Source organism: Catenulispora sp. EB89 (assembly GCF_041261445.1).
GTDB lineage: Bacteria > Actinomycetota > Actinomycetes > Streptomycetales > Catenulisporaceae > Catenulispora.
Genome location: NZ_JBGCCU010000002.1, coordinates 142,706 through 169,361, shown reverse-complemented (window position 1 = coordinate 169,361; position 26,656 = coordinate 142,706). Strand labels below are relative to the sequence as shown.

At 70.8% G+C, this 26,656-nt stretch carries 24 protein-coding genes; 15 read left to right on the top strand and 9 right to left on the bottom strand.

The window, feature by feature from the left end; translation table 11 throughout:
- Positions 1–22: 22 nt before the first annotated feature.
- The 3 genes from ABH920_RS04375 to ABH920_RS04365 all read right to left on the bottom strand — a co-directional run bounded on the left by ABH920_RS04375 (position 23) and on the right by ABH920_RS04365 (position 3,222).
- Positions 23–1,036 (bottom strand): adenosine deaminase, encoded by a 1,014-nt coding sequence (locus tag ABH920_RS04375; protein WP_370347037.1) that lies wholly within the window; start codon positions 1,034–1,036, stop codon positions 23–25.
- Positions 1,037–1,050: 14 nt separating this feature from the next.
- Positions 1,051–2,085, bottom strand: a complete 1,035-nt coding sequence (locus ABH920_RS04370; protein ID WP_370347035.1) for a DUF3533 domain-containing protein — start codon at positions 2,083–2,085, stop codon at positions 1,051–1,053.
- A gap of 171 nt (positions 2,086–2,256) precedes the next feature.
- The gene (locus ABH920_RS04365) at positions 2,257–3,222 is read right to left on the bottom strand and encodes a hypothetical protein (RefSeq protein WP_370347033.1); all 966 of its coding nucleotides are present in this window, start codon (positions 3,220–3,222) and stop codon (positions 2,257–2,259) included.
- A gap of 180 nt (positions 3,223–3,402) precedes the next feature.
- On the opposite strand from ABH920_RS04365, the gene ABH920_RS04360 reads away from it, so the two are divergent.
- The 5 genes from ABH920_RS04360 (at position 3,403) to ABH920_RS04340 (ending at position 8,551) form a co-directional block, all read left to right on the top strand.
- Entirely contained in the window at positions 3,403–4,356 is a 954-nt protein-coding gene (locus ABH920_RS04360) for a DMT family transporter (protein ID WP_370347031.1), read from the top strand.
- Between the two features lie 114 nt (positions 4,357–4,470).
- Positions 4,471–5,436 (top strand): CoA ester lyase, encoded by a 966-nt coding sequence (locus tag ABH920_RS04355; RefSeq protein ID WP_370347029.1) that lies wholly within the window; start codon positions 4,471–4,473, stop codon positions 5,434–5,436.
- A 1-nt stretch (position 5,437) separates the two neighbouring features.
- Positions 5,438–6,631 (top strand): acyl-CoA dehydrogenase family protein, encoded by a 1,194-nt coding sequence (locus tag ABH920_RS04350; protein WP_370347027.1) that lies wholly within the window; start codon positions 5,438–5,440, stop codon positions 6,629–6,631.
- Between the two features lie 115 nt (positions 6,632–6,746).
- Entirely contained in the window at positions 6,747–7,613 is an 867-nt protein-coding gene (locus tag ABH920_RS04345) for an alpha/beta fold hydrolase (protein ID WP_370347024.1), read from the top strand.
- Positions 7,614–7,729: 116 nt separating this feature from the next.
- Positions 7,730–8,551: a hypothetical protein gene (locus tag ABH920_RS04340; RefSeq protein WP_370347022.1), complete on the top strand. Its 822-nt coding sequence runs from the start codon at positions 7,730–7,732 to the stop codon at positions 8,549–8,551.
- 292 nt (positions 8,552–8,843) lie between these two features.
- Here ABH920_RS04340 and ABH920_RS04335 read toward each other — a convergent pair whose 3' ends face one another.
- Positions 8,844–9,872 carry a DUF4328 domain-containing protein gene (locus ABH920_RS04335; RefSeq protein WP_370347020.1) on the bottom strand — a complete coding sequence of 343 codons (1,029 nt, stop codon included), beginning with the start codon at positions 9,870–9,872 and terminating at the stop codon, positions 8,844–8,846.
- 187 nt (positions 9,873–10,059) lie between these two features.
- Between ABH920_RS04335 and ABH920_RS04330 the strand changes: the two genes are divergently transcribed.
- The 7 genes from ABH920_RS04330 to ABH920_RS04300 all read left to right on the top strand — a co-directional run bounded on the left by ABH920_RS04330 (position 10,060) and on the right by ABH920_RS04300 (position 17,882).
- The gene (locus ABH920_RS04330) at positions 10,060–10,563 is read left to right on the top strand and encodes a MaoC family dehydratase (protein ID WP_370347018.1); all 504 of its coding nucleotides are present in this window, start codon (positions 10,060–10,062) and stop codon (positions 10,561–10,563) included.
- Positions 10,564–10,720: 157 nt separating this feature from the next.
- Positions 10,721–11,353 (top strand): DUF6758 family protein, encoded by a 633-nt coding sequence (locus tag ABH920_RS04325; RefSeq protein WP_370347016.1) that lies wholly within the window; start codon positions 10,721–10,723, stop codon positions 11,351–11,353.
- Positions 11,354–11,594: 241 nt separating this feature from the next.
- Complete coding sequence (gene dxr / locus ABH920_RS04320) at positions 11,595–12,812, top strand: 1-deoxy-D-xylulose-5-phosphate reductoisomerase (RefSeq protein WP_370347014.1); 1,218 nt, start codon at positions 11,595–11,597, stop codon at positions 12,810–12,812.
- A gap of 61 nt (positions 12,813–12,873) precedes the next feature.
- On the top strand, positions 12,874–14,106 hold the full coding sequence (locus ABH920_RS04315; RefSeq protein WP_370347012.1) for an RIP metalloprotease: 1,233 nt from the start codon (positions 12,874–12,876) through the stop codon (positions 14,104–14,106).
- Positions 14,107–14,281: 175 nt separating this feature from the next.
- On the top strand, positions 14,282–15,451 hold the full coding sequence (gene ispG / locus ABH920_RS04310) for a flavodoxin-dependent (E)-4-hydroxy-3-methylbut-2-enyl-diphosphate synthase (protein WP_370347010.1): 1,170 nt from the start codon (positions 14,282–14,284) through the stop codon (positions 15,449–15,451).
- Positions 15,452–15,624: 173 nt separating this feature from the next.
- Positions 15,625–16,485: a GNAT family N-acetyltransferase gene (locus tag ABH920_RS04305; protein WP_370347008.1), complete on the top strand. Its 861-nt coding sequence runs from the start codon at positions 15,625–15,627 to the stop codon at positions 16,483–16,485.
- Positions 16,486–16,562: 77 nt separating this feature from the next.
- The gene (locus tag ABH920_RS04300) at positions 16,563–17,882 is read left to right on the top strand and encodes a hypothetical protein (protein ID WP_370347006.1); all 1,320 of its coding nucleotides are present in this window, start codon (positions 16,563–16,565) and stop codon (positions 17,880–17,882) included.
- Between the two features lie 12 nt (positions 17,883–17,894).
- On the opposite strand, the gene ABH920_RS04295 is transcribed toward ABH920_RS04300, so the two are convergent.
- The 3 genes from ABH920_RS04295 to ABH920_RS04285 are packed head-to-tail and all read right to left on the bottom strand — an operon-like array spanning position 17,895 to position 21,170.
- On the bottom strand, positions 17,895–18,395 hold the full coding sequence (locus tag ABH920_RS04295; protein WP_370347004.1) for a methylated-DNA--[protein]-cysteine S-methyltransferase: 501 nt from the start codon (positions 18,393–18,395) through the stop codon (positions 17,895–17,897).
- Entirely contained in the window at positions 18,392–20,122 is a 1,731-nt protein-coding gene (locus ABH920_RS04290; protein ID WP_370347002.1) for a DNA-3-methyladenine glycosylase 2 family protein, read from the bottom strand. Before ABH920_RS04290 ends, ABH920_RS04295 begins: the two co-directional genes overlap by 4 nt.
- A gap of 55 nt (positions 20,123–20,177) precedes the next feature.
- Positions 20,178–21,170 carry a hypothetical protein gene (locus ABH920_RS04285; RefSeq protein ID WP_370347000.1) on the bottom strand — a complete coding sequence of 331 codons (993 nt, stop codon included), beginning with the start codon at positions 21,168–21,170 and terminating at the stop codon, positions 20,178–20,180.
- A 185-nt stretch (positions 21,171–21,355) separates the two neighbouring features.
- Here ABH920_RS04285 and ABH920_RS04280 point away from each other — a divergent pair, with 185 nt between their 5' ends.
- Both ABH920_RS04280 and ABH920_RS04275 read left to right on the top strand, forming a co-directional pair.
- Entirely contained in the window at positions 21,356–23,128 is a 1,773-nt protein-coding gene (locus ABH920_RS04280; RefSeq protein ID WP_370346998.1) for a proline--tRNA ligase, read from the top strand.
- Positions 23,129–23,261: 133 nt separating this feature from the next.
- On the top strand, positions 23,262–24,872 hold the full coding sequence (locus ABH920_RS04275) for a serine/threonine-protein kinase (protein WP_370346996.1): 1,611 nt from the start codon (positions 23,262–23,264) through the stop codon (positions 24,870–24,872).
- A 52-nt stretch (positions 24,873–24,924) separates the two neighbouring features.
- On the opposite strand, the gene ABH920_RS04270 is transcribed toward ABH920_RS04275, so the two are convergent.
- Positions 24,925–25,332, bottom strand: coding sequence for a ferritin-like domain-containing protein (locus ABH920_RS04270; protein WP_370346994.1), 408 nt, complete (start codon positions 25,330–25,332; stop codon positions 24,925–24,927).
- Entirely contained in the window at positions 25,329–25,922 is a 594-nt protein-coding gene (locus ABH920_RS04265; RefSeq protein WP_370346992.1) for a hypothetical protein, read from the bottom strand. Before ABH920_RS04265 ends, ABH920_RS04270 begins: the two co-directional genes overlap by 4 nt.
- 117 nt (positions 25,923–26,039) lie before the next feature.
- Between ABH920_RS04265 and rimP the strand changes: the two genes are divergently transcribed.
- Positions 26,040–26,651, top strand: coding sequence for a ribosome maturation factor RimP (rimP, locus tag ABH920_RS04260; protein WP_370346990.1), 612 nt, complete (start codon positions 26,040–26,042; stop codon positions 26,649–26,651).
- The last annotated feature ends 5 nt before the right edge of the window (positions 26,652–26,656 follow it).

Genomic DNA, 26,656 nt, shown 5'->3' with positions numbered 1-26,656 from the left:
GTGCGGGCGTTGCCATTCCCGATCATCGCGCCTGGGCGGTGTACGCGTCGATCTCCGCGGCCAGCGCGGCCTTGCCGGCGGGGTCCAGGTACGAGGCCTCGACGGCGTTCTTCGCCAGCTCGGCGACGCCGCGCTCGTCCAGGCCCAGGAGCTTGGCGGCGACCTCGTACTCGTGGTTCAGATCGGTGCCGAACATCGGCGGGTCGTCGCTGTTCACCGTGACCACGAGGCCGGCGTCCACCATCTGCCGGATCGGGTGCAGGTCCAGGTCCTTCACCACGCCGGTGGCGATGTTGGAGGTCGGGCAGACCTCGATCGGGATCCGGTGCTCGCCGAGGTACTCGATCAGCTCCGGGTCCTGTACCAGCGAGGTCCCGTGGCCGATGCGCTCGGCCTTCAGGTGCCGCAGCGCGTCCCAGACGGTCTCCGGCCCGGTGGACTCCCCGGCGTGCGGCACGCTGTGCAGCCCGAGGGCCAGCGCGCGCTCGAAGTACGGCGCGAACTGCGGCCGCGGCACGCCGATCTCCGGCCCGCCGAGCCCGAACCCGACCAGCGCCTCGGGCTGCCGGGCCTCGATCAGCGCGATGGTGTCCTCGGCGGCCTCCAGCCCGGACTCGCCGGGGATGTCGAAGACCCACTTCAGGCTGAGGCCGAAGTCGCGGTGCGCCGCCACCCGCGCGTCCTCGATCGCCTCCAGGTACGCCGCCCCGTCGATGCCGCGCCGCAGGTGCGAGCGCGGCGTGCAGGTCAGCTCGGCGTACCGGATGTTCTGCGCCGCCATGTCGCGGGCCACGCCGTAGGTCAGGTCCCTGATGTCCTCGGGCGTGCGGATCAGGTCCACGACGTTCAGGTACAGCTCGATGAAGTGCCGGAAGTCGGTGAAGGTGAAGTACTCGGCCAGCCGCTCCGGATCGGCCGGCACGTCGGTCGCGCCTTCGTAGCGGGCGGCGAGGTCGGCGACGACGCGCGGCGAGGCCGATCCGACGTGGTGGACGTGAAGCTCGGCCTTGGGCAGGCCCTGGATGAAGTCGCGCATCCCGCGATTGTGCTCTAATGCTCGCTCATCCGCAGAATCGCGTTGTCACGGCCCGCTCCGGCCAGTGACAACGCCACGCCGATCGCCGCGTAGACAACGAACAGCCACAGCGCGGTCGAGAGCCCCTGCGAGTGGAAGTAGGCCACACCGCGCACCGCGTTGGTGCCCTGGAAGTTGGGCAGCCACGGCCCGATCACCCGCCAGAACCCCGGAATCATGTTCCGCGGCCACGGACCCGCACCCGAGGGGTTGCCGAGAATTACGAACAGGCCGATCACGATCCCGGTGCCGACCAGCCCGAGGAAGGTCTGCAGGCCGTTGGCGAAGACCGACACGGAGAAGACGACGAGCATGCCGATCAGGGCCTGCGTCCACCAGCCGCCGCCGAGGAAGCCCAGGATGGTGTGCACGATCAGCGTGCCGCCGATACCCCCGAGCACGCTGTAGACGGCGAGCATCCCGATCCGCTCCAGCGCCAGCCGCGGCGTCGCACTCTTCATGCCGCCCATCAGGCCGACCAGTGTCGAGGCCAGATAACCGCCGACGGTCCAGGCGATGACCAGGTAGAAGGGCACCAGGCCCTCGGCGTCGCCCCGATGCGGCGGCAGCACGTCCTTCACCTGCAGCGTGTGCTGCTGAGCTTGCGCGGCCTGCGTGAAGGCGATGGTCAGCGCCTGCGGCGCCGCCGGGCCGATGGCGGTGGTCACCAGCAGCTGGTCGGTACTGCCGACCGCGGCCGGGAGGTACGCGCCGAGGACCCGCCGGTGCTTGATGGCGTCCTCTGCGGCCGCCGGGCTGGCCTGGGGCTTGAGCGTGAACAGCGGCCCGGACTGGTCGGAGGTCTTCTGCAACTGCTGCACCACCTGCGCCGGCGCGACGACCCCGACCGGCATGCGGTGCGGACGCTGCGGACCGTGCATGGCGCCGGTGTAGGAGACCACGAAGGCCAACTGCATCAGCAGCGCCATGAAGACGAAGAAGCCGATGCGGCCCTTGCGCCCGCGCTCGTTCAGGTCGGCGTTGGCGGCTTCGAGGGCGGCACGGTTCATGGCCGGTCGGTACCCGGGGGGTTTGGGGTGAATGCCGGGGTTCTGCCGAACGGGTGGTCGAGGTGGTTGCGGGTTCGGTGCCCGGGCCGGGAGCGTTGGCGGCGGGCGCTGCTAGCGGGTCGCTCGGCGGGTGCCGCTCACCGCCGCCCCGCCGCTGCTCTTCATATAGCCCTACCGGCGCTTCTTGGCCGCCTTGCCGGCTTTACCCGCCTTCTCCTTCTCACGCGGCACCCCGCCGATCATCCGAGGCATCCGTCCGAGCGTGGCGGCCGGCGTCGGCAGCGGCCGCGCCGCGCCCGAACCGCCGTCCGGGGCCACGGCGCCGCCGAGCGGGCGCATGCGCAGGATCGCCGACTCGGCGGCCCAGCGCTGCTGGTACTTGTCGCCCTCGGCGAGGTTCAGGCGCTCGGCATGCAGGGCCTCGGCCGCCGCGCCCCATTCGGGGGTGCCCGGGACCACCAGTTCGACCTGGCTCAGGAAGCTGATCAGCCGGCCGCCCTGGTCCTTGCTGCGCATGGCGACCTCCACCACGCGCCCCGGGACCGCGTACAGCGGCAGCGGCTGCTCGGCGCCGCCGGCGACGACGGTCACGGCGCCGTCGTGCCACACGTGCCACACCGCCTGCGGGCCGCTGGCGCGGGCGGCGTCGCCCTTCGCGGACAGGCCCGCCGGGCTCAGCCAGACCAGGCCGGACTTCTTGGCGGCCTCCTCGATCAGGGCCGCGTCGAAGTCGGGCTCGGGGACCCAGGGGGTCTGGCTCGGCTTGGGGTCGGCGGCGGGCTGCGAGGCGGCAGACTTCGAGGCGGCGGGCTTCGACGCGGCAGACTTCGACGCGCCGGGCTGCGAGGCGACGGGCTGCGAGGCGCCGGACTTCGACGTGCCGGGCTGCGAGGCGACGGGCTGCGAGGCGCCGGACTTCGACGTGCCGGGCTGCGAGGCGCCGGGCTGCGAGGCGGCGGACTTCGAGGCGCCGGGCTGCGAGGCCGCGGGCTGCGAGGCGGCAGGCTTCGAGGCGTCGGACTGCGAGGCGGCAGACTTCGACGTGCCGGGCTGCGACGCGGCGGCGGCCGTGGTCGCGGGCTCGGCGGTTGCGCTCGGGCGCTGGGTGTCCGTGGTCTGCTCGGGCTGCTCGGGCATGGCCGTAGCGTCTCACACCTCGCGCGGCGCGATCGCCTTCTCGGGACACGCCTGCCGAAACGCCCCGTTCTTCCCGCATGCTGAGCACCCCGCAGGCCTGCGCACACCCCCGGCTACCCTGCTGTCCGCCGACAGGACCACCCTTCACGACAGGGGCTTACCCGTGACCCGGACCCGCAGGTGACCGCGGACAGCGCCGCTACCGCGCCCGCAATCCCCACGCTCGCCCCGCTCCGCGTCTCCGCCGTCCACCGGCCGCCCAAGGCCGACATCGCAGTGCTCGGCGTCGCGGTCAGCGCGGCCGGCATCTCCGGCCCGCTTATCGCCGCGACCGCGGCGCCGGCGATGGCGATCGCCTTCTGGCGCAACGCGATAGCCGCCGCCGTCTTCGGGCCGTACGTCCTCCTGCGCAAGAACCTGCGTGCCGAACTGCGCGGGCTCGGGCGCCGGACCACCGTCCTGGCGCTCATATCCGGCCTCATCCTCGGCGCGCACTTCGCGACCTGGACGCCGTCCGCGAAGCTCTCCTCGGTCGCGTCGGCGACGGCCTTCGCCGCGACCCAGCCGATCTTCGCCGCGATCGTCGCGCGCGTCCTCGGCCATCACGTCCCCAGGCGCGCCTGGGCCGGGATCGGGGTCGCGTTCGCCGGGGTGCTGGTGCTGTCGGGGGTGGACTTCCATGCTTCGTTCCGGGCGTTCGAGGGCGACCTGCTCGCGCTGACCGCCGCCGCCTTCGCCGCGGTCTACATGACCATCGGCGGCGAGGTGCGCAAGACCGCGTCGCTGCCGACCTACGCCTTCCTCTGTTACGGCGCGGCGTCCGTGTTCCTCATCGGCGCCGTCGCGGCGACCGGTTCGGAGCTCGTCGGCTTCGGCGGCAACGCGTGGCTGAAGATCGGCGCGCTCACCCTCCTGGCGCAGTTCCTCGGCCACACCCTTTTCAATCGCGTCGTGAAGACCACCAGCGCCACCGTGATCTCCACCGCGGTCCTGCTCGAGGTGCCGATCGCGGCCGTGGTCGCGGCCGTTTTCCTGCACCAGATCCCCTCGGTCTGGGCGATTCCCGGGGCACTGCTGATCCTGGGCGGGCTGCTGCTCGTGGTGACGGCGAACCGGGGCCGCGACGCGCACTGACCCCCACAGGCAACGGCCCGGAAGTGGCGCGCGTCATGATGACGCCCTAGGTGACCCGCCAGTAACGTGACGGCTATCAGCGGTCCGTACCCACTCCCGGGAGGGAACCCACCCATGTCCGAGTCCGCTCGTCCGCAGCGCCCCCGCCGTTCGTGTCTGGCCGTGCCCGGCTCCAACCCGCGCTTCCTGGAGAAGGCGCAGGGCCTGCCCGCCGACCAGGTCTTCCTGGATCTGGAGGACGCGTGCGCCCCGCTGGCCAAGCCCGAGGCCCGGCACACGATCGTGAAGTTCCTCAATGAGGGGGACTGGACCGGCAAGGCCCGGGTCGTGCGGGTCAACGACTGGACCACCGAGTGGACCTACCGCGACGTCGTCACCGTGGTCGAGGGCGCGGGCCAGAACCTGGACGCCATCATGCTGCCCAAGGTCCAGAACGCGGCCCAGGTGCAGGCGCTGGATCTGCTGCTCACGCAGATCGAGAAGACGATGGGCTTCGAGGTCGGCAAGATCGGCATCGAGGCGCAGATCGAGAACGCCGCCGGCCTGGTGAACGTCGACGAGATCGCGGCCGCCAGCCCGCGGCTGGAGACCATCATCTTCGGCCCGGCCGACTTCATGGCCTCGATCAACATGAAGTCGCTGGTCGTCGGCGCGCTGATCCCCGGCTACCCGGCCGACCCGTACCACTACATCCTGATGCGCATCCTGATGGCCGCGCGCATGCACGACCTGCAGGCCATCGACGGTCCGTTCCTGCAGATCCGCGACGTCGACGCCTTCCGCGAGGTCGCCGGCCGCTCCGCCGCCCTCGGCTTCGACGGCAAGTGGGTCCTGCACCCGGGCCAGGTCGAGGCGGCCAACGAGATCTACTCGCCGTCGCAGGAGGACTACGACCACGCCGAGCTGATCCTGGACGCCTACGACTACTGCACGTCCGAGGCCGGCGGGAAGAAGGGCTCGGCGATGCTCGGCGACGAGATGATCGACGAGGCCTCCCGCAAGATGGCCCTGGTCATCGCGGGCAAGGGCCGTGCCGCCGGGATGAGCCGCACCACTTCCTTCGAGATCCCGGAGGCCTGAGATGGGGCGCCTGGCGCAGACCGACGGCCTGACCGACATCCAGGAGGAGATCCTGGCGACCGTCCGCACCTTCGTGGACAAGGAGATCATCCCGGTCGCCAACGACCTGGAGCACGCCGACGAGTACCCGACGCAGATCGTCGAGGGCATGAAGGAGATGGGCCTGTTCGGGCTCATGATCCCCGAGGAGTACGGCGGGCTCGGCGAGTCGCTGCTCACCTACGCGCTGGTGGTCGAGGAGATCGCGCGCGGCTGGATGTCGGTCTCCGGGATCCTGAACACGCACTTCATCGTCGCCTACATGATCAAGCAGCACGGCACCGACGAGCAGAAGCAGCACTTCCTGCCCCGGATGGCCGAGGGCGAGGTCCGGGCCGCGTTCTCGATGTCGGAGCCGGCGCTGGGGTCGGACGTCGCGGCGATCACGACGAAGGGCGTGCCCGACGGCGACGACTACGTCATCAACGGCCAGAAGATGTGGCTGACCAACGGCGGCTCCTCGACGCTGGTCGCCCTGCTGGCCCGCACCGATCTCGGCGAGGCCGCGGCGCACAAGAACCTCACCACCTTCCTGATCGAGAAGCCGGCCGGCTTCGGCGAGGTGGCGCCGGGCCTGACCGTCCCGGGCAAGATCCAGAAGATGGGCTACAAGGGCGTCGACACCACCGAGCTGGTGCTGTCCGACTACCGCATCCCGGCCGACCGGATCCTCGGCGGTACCCCGGGCAAGGGCTTCGCGCACATGATGGACGGGGTCGAGGTGGGCCGTGTCAACGTGGCCGCCCGCGCCTGCGGCATCGCGGTGCGCGCCTTCGAGCTCGGCGCCGCGTACGCCCAGCAGCGCAGCACCTTCGGCAAGCCGATCGCGCAGCACCAGGCGATCCAGTTCAAGCTGGCCGAGATGGGCGTCAAGGTCGAGGCCGCGCACGCGATGATGGTGCGCGCGGCGAAGGTCAAGGACGCCGGCCGGCGCAACGACCTGGAAGCCGGGATGGCCAAGTACCTGGCGGCCGAGTACTGCAAGGAGGTCGTCGAGGACTCCTTCCGGATCCACGGCGGCTACGGGTACTCCAAGGAGTACGAGATCGAGCGGCTGTACCGCGAGGCTCCCATGCTGCTGATCGGCGAGGGGACCGCCGAGATCCAGAAGATGATCATCGGTCGGCGGCTGCTGGAGGACTACAAGGCGAAGTAGGGCTCTGGTTTCCAGCCCTTCCGCAGCGCCCGGTTGCTCCCAGGAGATCCGGGCGCTTCGGTGTTTTCGAAGGTTTCCGCCGGTTTGCGTGGGATCATGGCCGGGAGGAGGCGCGGTGAGGTTCGTCGACGATCACGGCACGCTGCTGCACGTCGTCCGCGACGGTGCGCAGGGTCCTGTCGTGCTGTTCGTGCAGGGGCTGGCCGGGGCGTGGTTCGAGTGGGACCCGGTGGTGCCGATGCTCGCCGGGGACCACCGGCTGGTGCGCTTCGACCGTCCCGGGCTGGGCTGGTCGCAGCCGGAGGTCGGGGCGGACGGCCGGCCGCGCCCGCAGACGCTGGCCGGCGAGGCGGAGCGGCTGGGCCGGGTGCTGGACGCGGTCGGCGTCGGGCCGGAGGAGAAGGTCGTCGTGGTCGCGCACTCCTATGGCGCGTTCCACGCCGAGGCGTTCGCGCGCCTGCGTCCCGAGCGGATCGCCGGGATCGTCTTCGTCGACGGCAGCGCCGAGCCGGACATCACGCCGGCGCCGGGCGGGCCGGGCCGGGCGTTCGGGCAGGCATTCGTCCAGGGGACCAGGCTCCTCGGTCTGAACCAGGTGCTGGGGCCGGCGGTGCGGCGGCTGGTCTACCAGGCCGCGAGCACGACGCACCGGGATCCGGACCGGGAGTTGGGGCGCGCCGTCTACCGCTCCAGCCGGGTCGCGGCGGCGGTGGTGAACGAGCTGTGGTCGTACCGGCCGAGCGCGGTGGAGTTACTTGAGCTGCGCTGCGAACGGCCGTTCCCCGAGGTTCTGGTACAGGTGCTGGTGGGGGCGGCGGGCGCGTCAGAGGACGGACACGCGCGCAAGTGGGTCGAACGTCAGCGCGAGTTCGCGGGGTTGTTTCCCGGTGCCGAAGTCGTAGAGTTACCCGATGCCAAACACCTGATCGCCGCCGACCGGCCGGACGCGGTCGCCACCGCCGTGCGCTCCCTGGGTTTTTGAGTGGTCGGTCCCGCTGCGGGGTCGGGTTGCGGCAGGATGGTGCCTTGAGGCGGTTGAAGAGCGCGAACGTATAGGGCGGGAAGTAAACAGTGGCGACTTACTACGTCATAGCGAGGATGGACGGGACACGGTTCGTGGGGCCGGACCACCACAAGGTCGACCTCTACGACGCGCTCGAGCGGGGCGTGACCACGTTCATCCCCTCGACGTGGCAGGACCACGACCCGCTGTCCGTCGACGACGACGAAGCGTCGCCGAAGTCCGACGTCCCGGTGGGACTGCTGGTCTACCCCGACCCCGCGCAGGCGGGCCTGGGCATCGCCGACGACATGACCCTCTCCCTCGGCATCGACGGCGGCTTCCGCCTGTTCCAGCTCCAGGCGGTCTCGGCCCCGGAGCACTACACACCCTCCAGCGCGGTCGGCGCCAAAGCCATCGTCACCCGCGAGTTCCTGGTGGTCGCCGAAGTCCCGGGCTGGTGGGCCTACGGCCCGCACGGCCGCCACGTCAACGGCCTGATCACCGCGGTCTCCAACCTGGAGCGCCAGCAGGTCGACCAGATAGGGACCGGCCTGGAGCGCGCAGACGTGATCTTCGAGGTGGACCGCCGCGAAGTCCTGGACGCCGCCGACCTGGAGCTCCTGCGCCACGACCGCGTCGGCGCCGCCCGCGTGGCCCGCGGCTACGCCCGCGCGGCGACCTACCGAGCCTGGGACCGCGACGCCGGCCTGTCCCGCGCCGCCTCGCTGATCGGCGACCTGGCCCACGCCACCGTGGTCGGCGACGTACTGAGCGAGGAGCACCTGGCGCTGCTGCTGAAGAAGCTGACACCGCACATCTCCGAGGTGATGCCCGCCGGGGAGATGGAGGCCTACGGTTCGGTCGCGGAGGAGGCCGGCGGGAGCGACGCCGAGGTCGAGGCCGGGGTCGAGGACTAGGCGGCGCGGCGCCGGGCGGTACGGGGCCGGTTGGTGCCGGCCGCGCTCGGGATGAAGCTGTGGCGAGGCTGGCTGCTGGGCCAGCAAGCTCGGGATAGCGGCGGGGCTGGTTTCCGGGCTGGGCTGGCGGTGCTCGCAGTGCGGCGGCAGGGTCCTGATCAGTGGCTTTTGCGGCGAGGCTCGGGATAGCGGCCGGGCTGGCTGACTTGGCCGAGCTCCGGATGTGGCTGCAGCGAGCGGTTTCGGGCTGGCTCGGCGGTGCTCGCGGTGCTGCCGGGGGAGTGGTTTCGGCCTAGCTCGGCGGCGTGAGCCAGTCGCCGGGCTCCTTCGGCGGCTCGATGTCCTGGATCTCAGCCGTCTGCGTCTCGGCGACCTGAATGCGGTCCTGCACCGGCGGCACCGGTTCCGATACAGTCCACGCCTCCTGCGTCGGGGGTGCCGGCGGCTGGCCGGGCATCGGGTAACCCGGCGTCGGGTACCCCGGCATCGGATAGCCGCCCGGGCCCGGCACCTGACCCGGCATCGGGTATCCCGGCACCCCGTACCCGTAGGCCATTCCGTAAGGCACCTGCGTCGCCGGCATCCCCGGCCCGCCGTACCAAGCGCCCGCCAGGTTGCGCGCCCTCTGTTCCTTCGTGATCGTCGCCACGTAGGCGATCGCCAGGAGTGCCGCCGCCACGCCGATGGCCAGCGCCACGATGCCGGCGGTGGCCGCTGAACGCATGTCGCTCACGCGGTCCACTGGTGCGTCGTTCTGCATGCGGCCGTTCTCGCCGCTCACCACCAGGCCGCTGATCCAGAAGGCCACGTACATGGCCCACCACCAGCCGGTGATCAGGCCGCCGCCGGCGGGTCTGCCCTGGCGGCCGAGCATGGTGCCGCGGTGGATGTCGCGGGCGACGAGGCAGGGGAGGATCAGGGAGGCCACCGGGATGAACCAGCTGCCGACCGACCAGCCGACGCGCAGGGTTCCGCGGTTGGGGGTGTAGGCCTCGGCGTTGTTGCGTGCGGCCCAGAACCAGCAGATGAAGACCACGATCGTGGCCAGGGTGAAGATCGTGAACCAGCCCATGGTGGCGCGGGTCGCCGAGTCGGAGTCGTCCAGGCTGGTCGGGTTCACGGCGGCCGGGTCGGTGAGGACGTCGGTGAGCAGCGACTGTCGCCAGATCAGGAACCCGGCGGCGAGGGCGGCCAGCGCCGCGTCCACTGCCAGCAGGACGATCGCCGCGATGCCGAGGCCGCGGACGGAGGTCCTGATGCGGGGCGGCGTCATGCCGTACGGCGTGGGGTATCCGTAGTCGGATATCGGGCTCCCGGTCACGCCGGGCATCACATCAGCGCCGGGCCTCCGCGTCAAGAACGTGGCGGACCTCACCGCCCGGCGTACTACTGGCGAGTAGCCCGCTGCGCGAAGATGACCGCAGAACTCAGGACAGCGGCAGCGCCGACCGGGCGACCGGCGGCGACCACGCGCCCAAGCGCGACCAGGTGAGAAGGGACCCCCATCGATGCAGTTCGGCCGGTATTTCGAGGAGTTCGAGGTCGGCGCGGTGTACAAGCACTGGCCGGGCAAGACGGTCACCGAGTACGACGACCACCTGTTCTGCCTGATCACTATGAACCACCACCCGCTCCACCTCGACGCCAACTACGCCGAGGAGACCACCGACTTCAAGCGCAACGTCGTCGTCGGCAACTACATCTACTCGCTGCTGCTGGGCATGTCCGTGGCCGACGTGTCCGGCAAGGCGATCGCGAACCTGGAAGTGGAGTCGCTGCGGCACATCGCGCCGACCTTCCACGGCGACACCATCTACGGCGAGACCGAGGTTCTGGACAAGACCGAGTCCAAGTCCAAGACCGACCGCGGCATCGTCTACGTCGAGACCAAGGGCTACAAGCAGGACGGCACCGTGGTGTGCGTCTTCCGCCGCAAGGTGATGGTTCCCAAGCGCGTGTACGGCGAGGCCCGGGGTGGCGAGCAGCCCGGCCGCCCGACCCCCGCGGCGTAGCCGGACGCCGGCGCGGGATTGGAGCGCGGCAGGGCGCGGCAGAAACACAGTGAGGGGCGCGTAGCCGGACCCGCGCCCCGCCCCCGGTCCGACCGCCCCCGCCATCCGGGTGACAGGGCTTGACGGACCGCCCGCCCTGAGAGGACTGTCAGTCTCTATGAAGGCCGAGCCCAGCTGCCCACGCTGTGGGAGCCGGGTGCGCGCCCCCGGCCTGCTGTCCACGACCTGGCAGTGTGACCTGCACGGCGCGATCCACCCCCTGCAGCCGGTGCAGCCCCCCACCGCGAAGGAACTGGCCGAGACGGCCGCCAACAGCCAGGTCCCGGTGTGGATGCCCTGGCCCCTGCCGACCGGTTGGGAGTTCACCGGTATGGCCTACGCCGGCGACGAGGCCGGGGCCCGCGCGACCGCGGTGGCCTGTGCCGGTCCGAACCCGTTCGGCGGAGTCGGGGAACTGCTGCTGATCGCCGAGGAGATGGGCGTCGGCCTCGGTGCGCGCTTCGCCGGGCTGGAGGGCCCGGACCCGGGCGAGATCTTCGAGCAGACCGCCGCGCACGCCAAGCTCTACGCCGCAGGCCGGTCCACCTCCATGTGGAACGTCCCGGACACCGGCGACCGCGCGGTGTTCCTCGGCGAGGCCGGCGGCCTGTGGCTGTGGGCGGTCCTGTGGCCGCACGACGCGGCCCACCTGATGTACGACGACCTGGTGCTCACCGACCTGCGGGACGCCGGCGCCGAGATCGACTGGATCCCGGTCGGCGGCCTGTCGCTGCGCCTGATGGAGATGTAGCAGCAGAAGCAGCGGGACACGCGGCGGGAAGCGCGGCGGGAAGCGCGGCGCCGACCGGCGCGGGCACACCATCGCGAGGCGCGCATCGCGGGAACACCACTGCGGGGCAACGCCACTGCGGGGCACGCCATCGCAGAGCACACCAACCCTCCCGCGACCCTCCCGGAAATGAGCACATCGGTGTGAACCTCGTGTGACCGTCGGCCCGCACGCGCCCTGCGCTCCACAGCGGTAAGCCACAATGACCGACGTGACCCACACCGTGCGCGACATCATTCTTCTCGGCTCCACCGGCTCCATCGGCACCCAGACCCTGGACCTGGTCTCCCGCAACCCCGACCGCTTCCGCGTCGTCGGCCTGGCGGCCGGCGGCGGGAACCCGGAACTCCTGGCGGAGCAGGCCCTGGCCACCGGCGCGCGCACGGTCGCCGTCGCCAAGGCCAGCGCTGCGCAGGACCTGAACCTCGCCTTCTACGCCGCGGCCCAGAAGCGCGGCTACTCGGCCGGCGAGTTCCAGATCCCGGAGATCCTGGCCGGCCCGGAGGCCTCGGCCGAGCTCGCCGCCCGCGAGTGCGACATCGTCCTGAACGCCATCGACGGCGCCGCCGGCCTGAAGGCCACGCTGGTCGCCCTCGACTCCGGCCGGACCCTCGCGCTGGCCAACAAGGAGTCCCTGATCATCGGCGGCGACCTGGTCGCCCGGCGGGCCAAGCCCGGCCAGATCGTCCCGGTCGACTCCGAGCACTCGGCGCTGGCGCAGGCGCTGCGCGGCGGTCGTGCCGAGGAGGTGGACAAGCTGGTCGTCACCGCCTCCGGCGGGCCGTTCCGCGGCCGGACCCGGGCCGAGATGGCGGACGCGTCCCCCGAACAGGCCATGAAGCACCCGACCTGGAACATGGGGCCGCTGGTCACTTGCAACTCCGCGACCCTGGTGAACAAGGGTCTGGAGGTGATCGAGGCGCACCTGTTGTTCGACGTCCCCTTCGACCGCATCGAGGTCGTGGTGCATCCGCAGTCCATCGTGCACTCGATGGTCCAGTTCGTGGACGGCTCCACGCTGGCTCAGGCCAGCCCGCCGGACATGCGCCTACCGATCGCCCTGGCCCTGGGCTGGCCGGACCGGGTCCCTGACGCCGCCCCGGCCCTGGACTGGACCAAGGCCGCGACCTGGGAGTTCTTCCCCCTTGACGACGAGGCGTTCCCCTCGGTCCGGCTGGCCAAGCAGGTCGGCGCAACCGGTGGCACCGCTCCGGCCGTCTTCAACGGTGCCAACGAGGAGTGTGTGGCCGCGTTCCTCACCGGCCGCCTCCGCTTCCCGGCGATCGTCGATACCATCGAACGGGTGGTCGCCGAGCACGCCGGTTCAGGGCGCTCTCAGGGTGGGGACCTTACTCTGGAGGCCGTCCTGGAGGCGGATTCTTGGGCGCGTACGCGCGCGCGGGAACTCACAGCCGGCTGAAAGACTTGATTAGGTGACGGGTACAGCCCAGGCGCAAGTGCCGACGACGATAGGTGGATAAGTGGGCCCGCTAGGCATCATCCTGTTCGTCGTCGCGCTCGTGGCATCGATCATGCTGCACGAGGCCGGGCACATGGTGTGCGCGCGCAAGGCCGGCGGCAAGGTCACCGAGTTCTTCCTGGGCTTCGGGCCGAAGATCTGGTCCTTCCGCAAGGGCGAGACCGAGTACGGCGTCAAGGCGATCCCGGCCGGCGGCTACGTGAAGATCGTCGGGATGACGGACCTGGAGCCGATCGACCCCGAGGACGAGCCGCGGGCCTTCTACCGCAAGCCGCTGGGCTGGCGGCTGCTGACGCTGTCGGCCGGTTCCTTGATGCACTTCATCATCGCCCTGGCGCTGATGCTGATCGTGCCGCTGACCTGGGGTATCGCTTCGCGCGACCTGTCCGGCACGGTCGGCACCGTCACCCAGTGCCTGAAGACGACTGCCGGAAACTGCGCTCCGGGCGATGCCGAGAGCCCGGCCCAGGCGGCGAAGCTGCAGAACGGTGACAAGATCACCGCGATCAACGGCGCGGCGGTGCACAGCTGGGACGACGTGACCACCGACCTGCACAAGGGCCAGCCGACGGTGAGCGCGGGCGGCAAGCTCTCGGGCCCGCCGGTGCCGATCACCGTCGACTTCACCCGGGACGGCCAGCCGCACACGACGACGATCGTCCCGGCCGTCGGCAACAACTCGACCGATCCCAAAACGGTCAACCTCGCGCTGATGATCGGCATCCAGGCCCCGCCGCTGGTCTACCAGCACCCCGGCCTGCTGAACGAGACCGGCAACGCCTTCACCACCTTCGGCTCCTACGCCAAGGGCTCGGTCACGGGCCTGGTCGACATCCCGGCCTCGATCCCCAAGCTGTTCCAGGCCGCCACCGACACCAGCCAGCCGCGCTCGGCCAACGCCCCCGTGGGCGTGGTCGGCATGGCGAGCCTGACCGGCAGCGTGATCAAGGACGGCGGCTACTCCCAGTTCCTGTACTACATCGCCAGCATCAACATGTTCATCGGCATCTTCAACCTGCTGCCGCTGCTGCCCCTGGACGGCGGGCACATCGCGATCGCGCTGTACGAGGCCGGCCGCCGCCGGATCGCCAAGCTCTTCGGCCGGCCGGACCCGGGCCGCGTGGACCTGAACAAGCTGATGCCGGCCGCGTTCACCTTCCTGGTCCTGTTCGTCGGGCTGTCGCTGCTGCTGATGGCCGCCGACATCACCAACCCGCTGAAGTTCCCGAGCTGATCGGGCGTCGGCTCCGACCGGGGCTTGACCGGGCGAGGTCCGCGCGGTAGCTGTGACCTGCGCCACCGTGGCGCCGGTGAAGGCCAAGTGAAAATCTCGCGGCGCGTGCGAACGCCTCACGAACGTGCCGTAGCGTGGACGGCGAGCAGAAAACCATTCACGGAACGGTGAGACCTTGACCGCCATCGCGTTGGGCATGCCCGCACTCCCGACCAAGCCGCTTGCCATCCGCCGCAAGTCCCGCCAGATCATGGTGGGGAACGTCCCGGTGGGCGGCGACGCCCCGGTGTCCGTGCAGTCGATGACCACGACCCTCACCTCCGACGTGAACGCCACGCTCCAGCAGATCGCGCAGCTCACCGCCGCCGGCTGCCAGATCGTGCGGGTCGCGGTGCCGTCGCAGGACGACGCCGACGCGCTGCCGATGATCGCGAAGAAGTCGCAGATCCCGGTGATCGCCGACATCCACTTCCAGCCGAAGTATGTCTTCGCCGCGATCGACGCCGGGTGCGCCGCGGTCCGCGTGAACCCGGGCAACATCAAGGCTTTCGACGACAAGGTCGGCGAGATCGCCAAGGCGGCCAAGGCCGCGGGCACTCCGATTCGGATCGGCGTGAACGCCGGATCCCTGGACAAGCGGCTGTACGAGAAGTACGGCAAGGCCACTGCCGAGGCGCTGGTGGAATCCGCGCTGTGGGAGTGTTCGCTGTTCGAGGAGCATGACTTCCGGGACATCAAGATCTCGGTCAAGCACAACGACCCGGTCGTGATGATCAACGCCTACCGGCTGCTGGCCGAGGCCTGCGACTACCCGCTGCACCTGGGGGTGACCGAGGCCGGTCCGGCGTTCCAGGGCACCATCAAGTCCGCGGTCGCCTTCGGGGCGCTGCTGGCCGAGGGCATCGGCGACACCATCCGGGTCTCCCTGTCGGCGCCTCCGGTGGAGGAGGTCAAGGTCGGCCAGCAGATCCTGGAGTCCCTGGGGCTGCGCAAGCGTGGCCTGGAGATCGTCTCCTGCCCCTCCTGCGGCCGGGCCCAGGTGGACGTGTACAAGCTCGCCGACCAGGTCAGCGCGGCGCTCGACGGTCTGAAGGTGCCGCTGCGGGTCGCGGTCATGGGCTGTGTCGTGAACGGCCCGGGCGAGGCGCGTGAGGCTGACCTGGGCGTGGCCTCGGGCAACGGCAAGGGCCAGATCTTCGTGCGCGGCGAGGTCATCAAGACCGTGCCCGAGGCACAGATCGTGGAGACCCTGATCGAGGAGGCCTTCAAGATCGCCTCCGAGATGGGCCTGGAGATCGATGCCGAGACCGGTGAAATCGTGGAGTCCGTGAACGCCGCGCTTTAAGGCCCCACTTCCAGTACCGTCCTATACGGGGCTGTTTTCTGGGCTCCGTAGAGCGCTTCCGTGGTCGCGGCCGCGCACCGAACAGCCGCATGGTTCGCCGGTGTGCAGCCGTTTCCGCTACAGAGCAGGGCAGGCTACGGGCAAACGCCGTACAGTGAACTGGTGATCGTGCGATGAGCGTTTTGTCGAGGGTCCGCGGGACCAACACCAGGCTGTTGGGCGTGGCCGATCTGGCCGACGTCCGCGCGCTGCTGGCGCGCGACCCGGTCTCGAACGTCTTCGTGGCCTCCCGGGTCGAGGCCTCCGGCCTGGACGCCTGGCGTCTGGGCGGCGAGGTCTGGGGCCACATGGTGAACGGCAAGCTCGACGCGCTGTGCTACTCCGGCGCCAACCTGGTCCCGGTCGAGGCCGGTCCGGAGGCCGTGCGCGCCTTCGCCGAGCGGGCCCGCCGCCAGGGCCGCCGCTGCTCCTCGATCGTCGGGCCGGCCGAGGCCGCGCTGGCGCTGTGGGAGCAGGTCCGCCCGACCTGGGGCCCGGCGCGCGAGGTGCGCTCCAGCCAGCCGCTGATGGAGATCCGCGGATCCTCCGAGACCGTGGAGCCGGACTTCCGGGTGAAGCCGGTGACGCCGAACCAGATAGACACCCTGCTGCCGGCGTGCATAGCGATGTTCACCGAAGAAGTCGGCGTCTCGCCGGTCGGCGACGACAACGGCAGTTCCTACCGCGCGCGCGTCTCCGAACTCGTGCACGCCGGCCGGGCCTTCGCCTGGATCGAGGACGGGCACGTGGTGTTCAAGGCGGAGATCGGCGCGGTGACCGACCAGGCGTGCCAGATCCAGGGGGTGTGGACGCATCCGGCGCTGCGCGGCAAGGGCATCGCGGCGGCCGGGATGGCGGCGGTGGTCGAGTACGCGCTGCGCGATTTCGCGTCAGTGGTGAGCTTGTACGTGAACGACTACAACGCTCCTGCTCGCGCCGTGTATCGCAAAGTCGGGTTCGAGGAGGTCGGCGCTTTCGCGTCGATCCTGTTCTGACATTGTTCTGAGTTGTTCCACCCGCTACCGGTTTGGGAATGCTCTGATGGGCGTTCCCTACACCGAAGGGGGTGGTCATGCCCAAAGAGATCTCTCGAGAATTCCCCACGCCGGAGAACGGCTTCGCACCTCAGCTGCGTACTCAGGAACGGGACGAGGAGCGCGACCGGGACCGGGAGCGGGACCCCGCCGACGCCCGGGAAGGGCGGCCGGGCTGGCTGAGCCGGATGCGGAACCGGCGCATGAGCGCGCTGGTGGCGTGGTCGTCGTCGGTGGTGCTGGCGACGGTGGCGATCACGATCACGATGGCCTGGGTGCATCCGGACAAGGGCCAGTGGAAGGAATTTTTCCGCGGTGTCACCGGCGACGTGGCCGGGGCGCTGCTTGTGGCTTTTTTCTTGTCGCCGGTGTTCCTGGCGATCCGCGCCTTCGCGAACGAGAAGTTCGGGAACATCGCGGACTACGTGCCGATGGCCGGCTACGAGCGTTTTCCCTACCTGAAGTTCATAGAGCGGCTGGAGCGCTGCGACGACCTCGTGCGGATCATGGACACGTCCAGCAACATCCTGGACGTCACCACCGCGGAGGGCGACGAGGCGGAGGAGCGGAGCCGCTGCGTCACCGCGCTGCGCAACGTCCTCTCCGGAGACAACGAGGTCCGGGTCGAGATCCTGCTGCTGGATCCGACTTCTGACGCCGCGCGTCAGCGGAGCGCGGACCTGAGGGGGGAGGGGATCGACATCGCCGCCGGGGTCAGCCGGAACCTGGCGCTGTTGAACCGGATCCGGAACCACTTGCCGGAGGGCGCACGGAGCAAGCTGTTGGTGAAGCTCTATAACGCGACCCCTGCCTGTGCCTACTACAGGGTGGACGACAGGGCGTCCATCGCCTTCTACTCTCTGCGGACCGCGTCCGAGCAGGGTGCGCACGTTGACGTGGCGCTGAAGGAGAAGCTGGGGAAGATCGTGAACGACCACTTCCGGGAGATCCGGGAGGACGCGGACACGGTCGAGATGGTCGAGTACCTCTACGGGACGCTCACGGTAGGGCGGCGTAAAGAGCACGTCGCGTGGGTCGAGTACGGCGGTGCGCTGTTTCTCGGCCTGGCCTCTCCTCGGGAGAACCCGGTGGCGTGGACCGTGGCGCCGCGCGTCGGCGGTGGAGAGCCGTTGCAGATGGCGGCCTATAAGCACGAGCCTGCGGAGTTCCGCGCTATGCGTTTGATCCCATGGGCCGAGTGCGGAGGGATCGGCATCCGTATCGAGGAGAAGTACGGGGTCGAGTTCCAGGTGCTGTTCGAGGTGGCGCCGGTCGGGGCGATGCCGGCCGGGTTCCTGCCCGGCCAGACGGCGTCGCGGAGCGACCGACCGGCCGGGGCGGAACCCGGGGGACCCTAGCGTTGGACGGGCTCAGACCTCCGCGTACTGCTTCTCGTGCGCCAGCAGGGTGGCCTTGCACTCCAGTCCGTACAGGAAGTTCTTGCTGGAGCCGTCGCTGCGCACGATGCGGTGGCAGGGCACGAACAGCGCGATCGCGTTGGACGCGCACGCCGATCCCGCGGCCCGCACCGCGTTGGGATTCCCCGCCGTGGCCGCGAGCTGCGTGTAGCTGATGGTGCCGCCGGCCTTGACCGCGCGCATCGCGTCCCACGCCGCGGTGCGGAACGGCCCGGTCGCGCGGTAGACGACCGGCACGTCGTCGAGCGCGGCCAGATCGCCGGCGAAGTACGCGGCCACGCGCTCGGCCACGCGGTCGTGCGCCCCTGGCCCGGGCACCGGGGCGTGCAGCATGCCGGAGAGGAACGCCGGGTCGGCGGTGAAACCGGCGGCGTGGACGGTGTCGTCGGCATCGGCCAGGACGGTGAACGGACCGGCCGGCGTCGCGATGGTGGTGTAGGTCAGGGTGCTCACTGTTCGGTTCCTTCGGTGTCGGGGTCGCTCGCGCTGGCCCACAGGTGCAAAGCGGCATAAGCGCGCCAGGGCCGCCACGCCTCGGCGTGCGCCAGGAGGGCTTTTTCGGTGCCCGGCAGACCGAGGCGCTCCGCCTGCCGGCGGACGATCAGGTCGCCGACCGGGAAGGCGTCGGGATCGCCGAAGACACGCAACGCGATGTAGTCGGCGGTCCAGGGGCCGATGCCCGGGACGGCGAGCAGCTTGGCGCGGGCTTCGGCTCGATCCACGCCGCGGTCGAGGGCGAGCTCGCCGCTCGCGACCGCGGTGGCCAGGGCGCGGAGGGTCGCGGCGGTGCGGCGGGTGAGGCCGAGGCCTTCGTAGTCGCCGGCGGCCAGGGTCTCGGGGCGCGGGAAGGGGGCCAGGTCCGCTTTCTTGTCGACAAAGTGATTTGCTGATGCGACCGAGTCGGAGTCCGCTGCCGACCACGAGCCCGACCCGAGCACCGCCCCCACACCTGTCGCCGAGCCGAAGCCCGCCTCCGGCCGCGATTCCGAGCCCGCGTCAGCCGCCGCCACCGCCACGGCCCCGACTGAACCGCCGGACCCCGCCACCGCCGCCTCCGGCACCAGCGCGGCCTCGGCGGCCAGCTCGACCGCGGCGAAGCGCTGCACCAGGCGCGCGGTCATGGTGCGGGCCGCGGCGACGCTGATCTGCTGGCCGAGGATCGCGCGCACCGCGATCTCGAAGCCGTCGACCGCGCCGGGGACGCGCAGGCCGGGGCGGGCGGCGACCAGCGGTGCCAGCGCCGGGTCGCCGGCCAGCACCGCGTCCACCTGCGCCGGGTCGGCGTCCAGGTCCAGCAGGTCGCGGCAGCGGCGGACGGCCACCGCGACGTCGCGCAGGTCGTCGACCACCAGCCGGGCGTGCACCACGCCCTTGTCGTCGCGCAGTTCCACCTGGCCGGTGCCGTGGGGGAGGCGGAGTGCTCGGCGGTAGACCAGGTCGCGGCCGACGCCGGCCACCTCGTCCACGCCCGGGATCGCCCGGTCGCCGAACCAGCCGAGCAGCGCCGGGAAGTCGAACGGCGTCCGGTAGGTCAGCCGCAGGGTCAGCGCCCCGTCCCCGTCCACGGCGCTCCCGGCCAGTTCGGCGGCCGCGGCGCCGGTGCCGAAGCGGACCCGGATGTCGCTCGGGGTGGCGCCGAAGGCCTCTCGGACCGAGTCGTTGAACTGCCGGATCGAGCCGTAGCCGGCGGCGAACGCGACGTCCGAGACCGGCAGGGCCGTCGACTCCAGCAGCAGCCGCGCGGTCTGCGCGCGGCGGGAGCGGGCCAGCGTCAGCGGCCCCACCCCGAGCTCGGCGACCAGTACCCGGTGCAGGTGCCGCTCGCTCACCGCCAGCGTGCGGGCCAGGGCCGCGACGCCGTCCTGCTGGTCGGCGGCGCCGTCGGCGATCAGCCGCAGCGCCCGGCCGGCCAGGTCGGCCCGGACGTTCCAGTCCGGCGAGCCCGGCACCTTGTCGGGGCGGCAGCGCCGGCAGGTGCGGAAGCCGGCGGCCTCGGCCGCCGCGGCGACCCGGAAGAAGCGCACGTTCTCCGGCTTCGGCGTGCGGGCCGGGCAGATCGGCCGGCAGTAGATGCCGGTGGTCGTCACGCCGGTGAAGAAACGGCCGTCGAACCGCGGGTCGCGGCTGGCCACCGCCCGGTAGTAAGTATCGAAGTCGTTCTGGAGAGCTGGCTCGGGCATACATCGAGTGTCGCGCAGGGCGGTGCGCGGTACTAGCGGGATTCGGACCAGACCGTCAGCGGCGTGGGGAGTCCGCGTGGAAGGCCCGGTCGCGCCAGTAGAGGAACGAGGACTCCGGGTCCCCGGTGTAGGACCACGGGACGCGCATGGCATGCGACCCGATCGCGTCGAACAACGCTCGGGTCTCATCGGTGTCGACCAGGCCGGAGTACACCATCGCGTGCAGCAAGTAGTTCCGGTCCAGATCGGCCTGCGCGTGCGGCTCTATAGCGGACCCCAGCCAGCTGTGCATGACCCGGTCTATATCCGCGGTGACCAAGTCCCGCCCCCAGTGCGCCTGCGGTGAGGACTGGCGCTGCCGGGGGACACCCACGTTCGCCGTCCTGTACACCTCTGCATGTGCCACCAGAGGGAGCGCCGCTAGAGGGGAACCGGGAGGGGCTTCTCCAGCGAGCCAATAAGCGAAGTCGTACATCTCCTGATGCGATCCGCACCAAGCGCCGAACAGATACATCAGCGCTTCATGCTGGCCGTCCCGGTTGAACGCGTCCAGGGCCCGCATCTTCTGCCAGCGGTTCCAGAACTCGTCGTGCCCGCTGCGACGCCCGCGGTCGGCGGCGCGCGCCAGCGTCAGCATGACCACCCACGGAGTCGGGTCCTCCGGCGCCATCTCGGCGGCATGCGTGCACAGGCCCAGGGCCTCCTCCGCGGTCTCGCGGTGGCCGGCGCCGCCGGCCAGCGACGCGCGCAGCGCACGGACGGTCTCCACCTGCGCCCGCAACAACGCGGCGTCCGGATTTACCGGCTCCAGCACCTGCCAGCGCTCCACCCACGAGGAGTTCGCGACCGCTTCGGCGAGCACCCGCACCCGGTGGCTGCGCCGGTCCCACTGGGGACCCTCAAAGCCTTTCCGGGTCTCGGCCAGAACCTCCCGCGCCGGCCCCCAGTCCCCGGACGCCAGCGCGTCCCGGGCCTCGGCCAGCGCCAGATCGCCGAGCGCCGGGTCCAGATTCACCCGGAGGACGTCGTTCCGGGTCTTTGCTGCCATGTCGGCACGGTAACCTGCCCGCCGTTAATACGGGAGGGTCTTTACGTGCTGTTGAAGGCGTGTGCGAAAGGCCAAACGGCAAGCGATCACGCCCGAGCCGGATATCCTCGCAGGACAGCAGTGCGCTATGGCGGGTTTCCGGCCAAGGCGCGCAACCTTACCTGATCGAACACTAGGAGCACCCCGTGATCTGGCGTATGTCGTCGCTGTTCCTGCGAACCCTGCGCGAGGACCCGGCGGACGCCGAGGTCCCGAGCCACAAGCTGTTGGTCCGTGGTGGATACGTCCGCCGCGTCGCCCCCGGCATCTACTCCTGGCTGCCGCTGGGCAAGCAGGTGCTGGAGAACGTCACCCGCGTCGTGCGCGAGGAGATGGACCGGATGGGCGGGCAGGAGGTCCAGTTCCCGGCGCTGCTGCCCCGCGAGTACTACGAGACCACCGGCCGCTGGACCGAGTACGGCGACAACCTCTTCCGCCTCCAGGACCGCCGCGGCAACGACTACCTCCTCGGTCCCACGCACGAGGAGATGTTCACCGACATGGTCAAGGGCGAGGTGTCGTCCTACAAGAACCTGCCGGTCACGCTCTACCAGATCCAGACCAAGTACCGGGACGAGGCGCGCCCCCGCGCCGGCATCCTGCGCGGCCGGGAGTTCCTGATGAAGGACTCGTACTCCTTCGACCTGGACGACGAGGGCCTGAAGCACTCCTACGCGCAGCACCGCGACACCTACATCCGCATCTTCGAGCGGCTGGGCATCAAGTACAAGATCGTGTCGGCTGTGTCCGGCGCGATGGGCGGCTCGGCCTCCGAGGAGTTCCTGGCCACGGCGCCCACCGGCGAGGACACCTACGTGGCGTGCCACAACTGCGGCTACGCGGCGAACGTCGAGGCCGTCGAGACCGCCGCCGCCGTGCCCCAGGACGCCGCCGCGCACCCGGCGCTCCAGGTCCTCGACACCCCCGACACCCCGACCATCGAGTCGCTGGTCGCAGTCGTGAACGGTTTGGCCCGCGAGGGACGAGCTGATTTGCACAGTGCGATCGAGGCCAAGGACACGCTGAAGAACGTCGTGGTCAAGGTCCGCTACCCAGGGGTGAAGGAGCCGAAGGTCCTGATCGTCGGCCTGCCCGGCGACCGCGAGGTGGACCTCAAGCGCCTGGAGGCCGCGGTGGCCCCCGGCGAGGTCGAGATGTTCGAGGCCGAGGACTTCCCCAAGCACCCCAAGCTGGTCCGCGGCTACATCGGCCCGGTCGGACTCAAGGAGGCCGGGTACGAGTACCTGGTCGACCCGCGCGTGGCCGTCGGCACCGCCTGGGTGACCGGTGCCAACGAGGCCGGCAAGCACGTCGCCTACGCGGTGGCCGGCCGCGACTTCGACATCGAGGGCACCGTCGAGGCCGCCGAGGTGCGGGCCGGCGACCTGTGCCCGCGCTGCGGCCACGAGCTGTCCATCGACCGCGGTATCGAGATCGGCCACATCTTCCAGCTCGGCCGCAAGTACGCCGACGCCGCCAAGCTCGACGTCCTGGGCAAGGACGGCAAGCCGGTCCGCGTCACCATGGGCAGCTACGGCGTCGGCGTCTCCCGCGCCGTCGCGGTCCTGGCCGAGCAGATGTACGACGAGCTCGGCCTGGTCTGGCCGCGCGAGGTGGCCCCGGCCGACGTGCACATCGTGGCCGCGGGCAAGGACCCGGTGCTCTACGAGACCGCGAACCGCTACGCCGAGGAGCTCGGCGCGCGCGGCGTGCGGGTCCTGTACGACGACCGCGTGGGCAGCGTCTCGCCCGGCGTGAAGTTCAAGGACGCCGAGCTGATCGGCATCCCGACCATCGTGGTGGTCGGCAAGAACCTCGCCGACGGCGTGGTCGAGGTCCGCGACCGGAAGACCGGCGAGAAGACCGAGGTCGCGGCACCGGACCTGGTCGAGCACGTGCACACGCTGGTGCGCGGCTGAACCGCCGCCAGGAGCACGACACGCCGCCGCCGGGAGTTCCCGGCGGCGGCGTGTCGCGTCCGAGGTCCCGGGTCGTCTCGATCACAGCCGGCAGGGCACCGTCCAGTAAGGGTGACGCGCAATAATCACCCCCATGGATGTACCGACCCCCGGCACCGTCATAGCCGAGCGCTACCGTCTGACCAGGCCCCTCGGGTCCGGCAGCAGTGCGGTCGTCTGGGAGGCGCAGGACTCGAGCCTGGACCGGCTGGTGGCCGTGAAGCTGCTGCACGGCGGTGCCGCCGCGCAGCCGGCGGGCCGTGAGCAGCTGCGGCGGGAGGCGCTGGCGCTGGCGCGGCTGTCGCATCCGCGGGTGACCACCGTCTTCGACTACATCGAGTGGCAGGACGGGGACGGCGACTTCCAGCCGGTGCTGGTCACCGAGCTGCTGGCCGGGCTGAACCTGGAGGACCGCCTGGAGCAGGGCCCGCTGCTGGAGAACGACGCGCGGCTGGCGTGCGCGCAACTGGCCGGCGCGCTGGAGGCGGTGCACCAGGTCGGCATCATCCACCGCGACCTGAAGCCCGGCAACGTCATGCTGATGTCCGACGGGGTCAAGCTCCTGGACTTCGGCATAGCGCAGGCCTCCTCCGACACCGACGCGCGCACCGGCCTGGTGGTCGGCACGCCGGCGTGCATGGCGCCGGAGCAGCTGACCGGGCGCGGGGCGCTGCCGGCGTCCGACGTCTACGCGCTCGGCTGCATCCTCTACTGGTGCATCACCGGACGCGCGCCGTTCGAGGGCGCGACCGTCGACGACGTGGTCAAGGGCCACCTGCACCGCCAGCCGCCGCCGCTGCCGACCGCCGGCCTGCCGCCGCAGATAGCCGGGATCTACCGGCAGTGCCTGGCCAAGGACCCCCTGGAAAGGCCGGCGGCCGCGACCGTGGCCGCGGTCCTGGAGCTGCGCGGCGCCCCGGCCGAGATCCCCGGCGCGGTGCGGCCGCCGGCGAACCGGACCATGGTGATGCAGCCGTACGAGGCCCCTACGCGCCCCTCGTATCTGGCCGCCCAGGAGCAGCCCGCGTATATGGGCCCGCGCGTTCCCCCGCAGAGTGTTCCGGACGATGACGACGGCGGTTCCTACCCGGCCCAGCCGACGTTCCCCGGCCCGCCCCCGCCGCGCCGGTACAACTGGATCTGGATGGTTCTCGGCGCGCTGGTCATCGCGTTCATCGCGGCGGCCGGCACGGCGGTCTTCATGAAGGGCTCGCAGGCCGAGAAGCAGACCACGTCCGCCCCTCCGCCGGGCATCACCGCCGGCGGCCCGACCGGGGCCGCGACAGGGCCGTCGGGCTCGTCGCCGTCGGGGACGCCGAGTACGCCGAGTACGTCTCCGCCTGCCAGCGGACCGGCGTCCACGCTGGCGCCGACCGCCGACCCGGGCAAGGACCCGGTCGCCTTCCTGGAGGGCGTCCGGGGCCAGATCGACGCCTACATCGCGCAGGGCGCGGCCACGATGGACCCCAACGCCGGCCGCGATCTGCAGAACTCGATCACCGATCTGGAGAGCGCGGTGCAGCTGGCGCAGCAGCACAACATGAAGGGGCACTACCTGCACGACGCGCAGAACAAGGCCGACCAGGTGGTCTCGAAGGTCAACGACGACCAGACCCAGGGACTGATCACCGACAGCGTGGCCTCGGTCCTGTCCGGGGAGTTGCAGAACCTGTCCGACTCACTGGGCAGCGGCAACAACGACTGAGACGCCTGAAGCGGCTGAAACGACTGCAACGCTCCGAGGGAGGCGCCCCGGGTCAGTCCCGTTCGGGCAGACCTGGGAACGCCACAGAGCTCCCACGCCACCGCACCGCACGGACGGCGGCGTCCGTCAGCCACTCCAGCCCGGTGCGCCGGGTGTCCCCGGACGAGGCCTGGACGACGTCCGCATAAGAGGCGCCGAGCCGCTCCTCCAACTGCGTCGCCAACCGTGTGGCGTCCGCCGCGGTGTTCACAGGGAACGGGATCGTATAGGCCGGCGCCGCAGCGACCGGCTTGTCGCCCTGCGCCTCGATCAGCCCGATGAGGATGTCGCGGCGCGCGCGATGTGTGTCGTACGCGTTCTGCGCGGCGCTCCGCTGTGCGCCGGTGAGGTGCACCGCCAGGACTCCGTATCCGTACACCGCGGCGTGCTCGTTCCCGAGCGCGGTCTGCAGCGCGCTCATGCGGCGCCTCCCAGGAGCAGCGCCGCGTGTCCGGACTCGGAGGCGGCGATGGACGCCAGCAGCATCGCGGTGTCGCCGTCGGCGGAGAGGATGTCGGAGGTCCGGGCGCTCGCGGCGTCCTGTTCGGCCTTGGCCAGCGCCGCCACGGCGGTCTTCGGGTCGCTCGGAGCGGTCTGCGACGCGGTCGTGGCAGAACCCGACGGCGTCGTGGGCGGAGTCGTGGGCGGCGTCGTGGACGGTGCCGTCGTCGGGGGAGCGGAGGGCGTCGGGGCGGCAGGAGGCGTGTAGCCCTGCTTTATGGCGGCGGCGTGTGAGGCGTGTTCCTCGCGGATCGCCGTGAGTTTCGCGGTGAGTGCGCTGTCGGCAGCCACCGCGGGCAGTGCCAAGGCGGCGTCATACTGCGTCAGCAGATCGGCCTCCGCGGACAGTGCGCGGTCGCGTGCCGGGTCCGGCTGCCCCGCTGGTACCGGTTTGGCGGGAGAAGCCCCGGACCTCTTGGTTCCGGCCGGAGAAGCACACGCGCCTAACAGCGCCACACCTGTCGCGGTGAGCATCGTGCGTCTCGTCAGCTCCACGGGCACCCAGGTCACCGGCAAAGTGTAGCGATTCCCGACGCCGCGCCGACGGGAGCGCGCCCTGGTGCGGAACGGATACTGTGTTGGCTACGAAGCGACAGCACGACGGACGACAACTGCACAAGGAGAACGATGAGCACCCCCCGAACCGGAGCCCCGGCGGACCGGTTGCAAGCGCTGCTGGAGCCGGTCGTCGCCGCCGCCGGCTACGACCTGGAGACGGTCCGTGTCTCGCAGGTGGCCCGCCGGCGCCGTGTCGAGGTCGTCGTGGACGGCGACGACGGCGTGTCGCTCGACGCGGTCTCCGATCTCACCCGGGTGGTCTCCGACGTGCTCGACGGCCCGGAGGGCGCCGTGGTCATGGGCGACCAGCCCTATGTGCTGGAGGTCGGCTCGCCGGGCACCGACCGGCCGCTGACCCTGCCCAAGCACTGGCGCCGGGCCGAGGGCCGGCTGGTGCGCGCGGTGCTGACCGACGGCGGCGAGGCCACCGGCCGGGTCCTGGACACCGACGAGGACGGCGTGCTGCTGGAGCTGGAGGTGCCCGGCAAGAAGAAGGGGCAGCCTTCGACCACGCAGGAGCGGCGGCTGGCGTTCGCGGAGGTCGCCAAGGCGCGGGTGGAGATCGAGTTCAACCGCAAGGACGACGAGGCGGACGCCGGATCCGCCGAGGACGCCGACGGCGTCGACGAGATGGACGAGACCGACGACATCGAGGACATCGACGAGGACGAGGAGGGCTGACGACC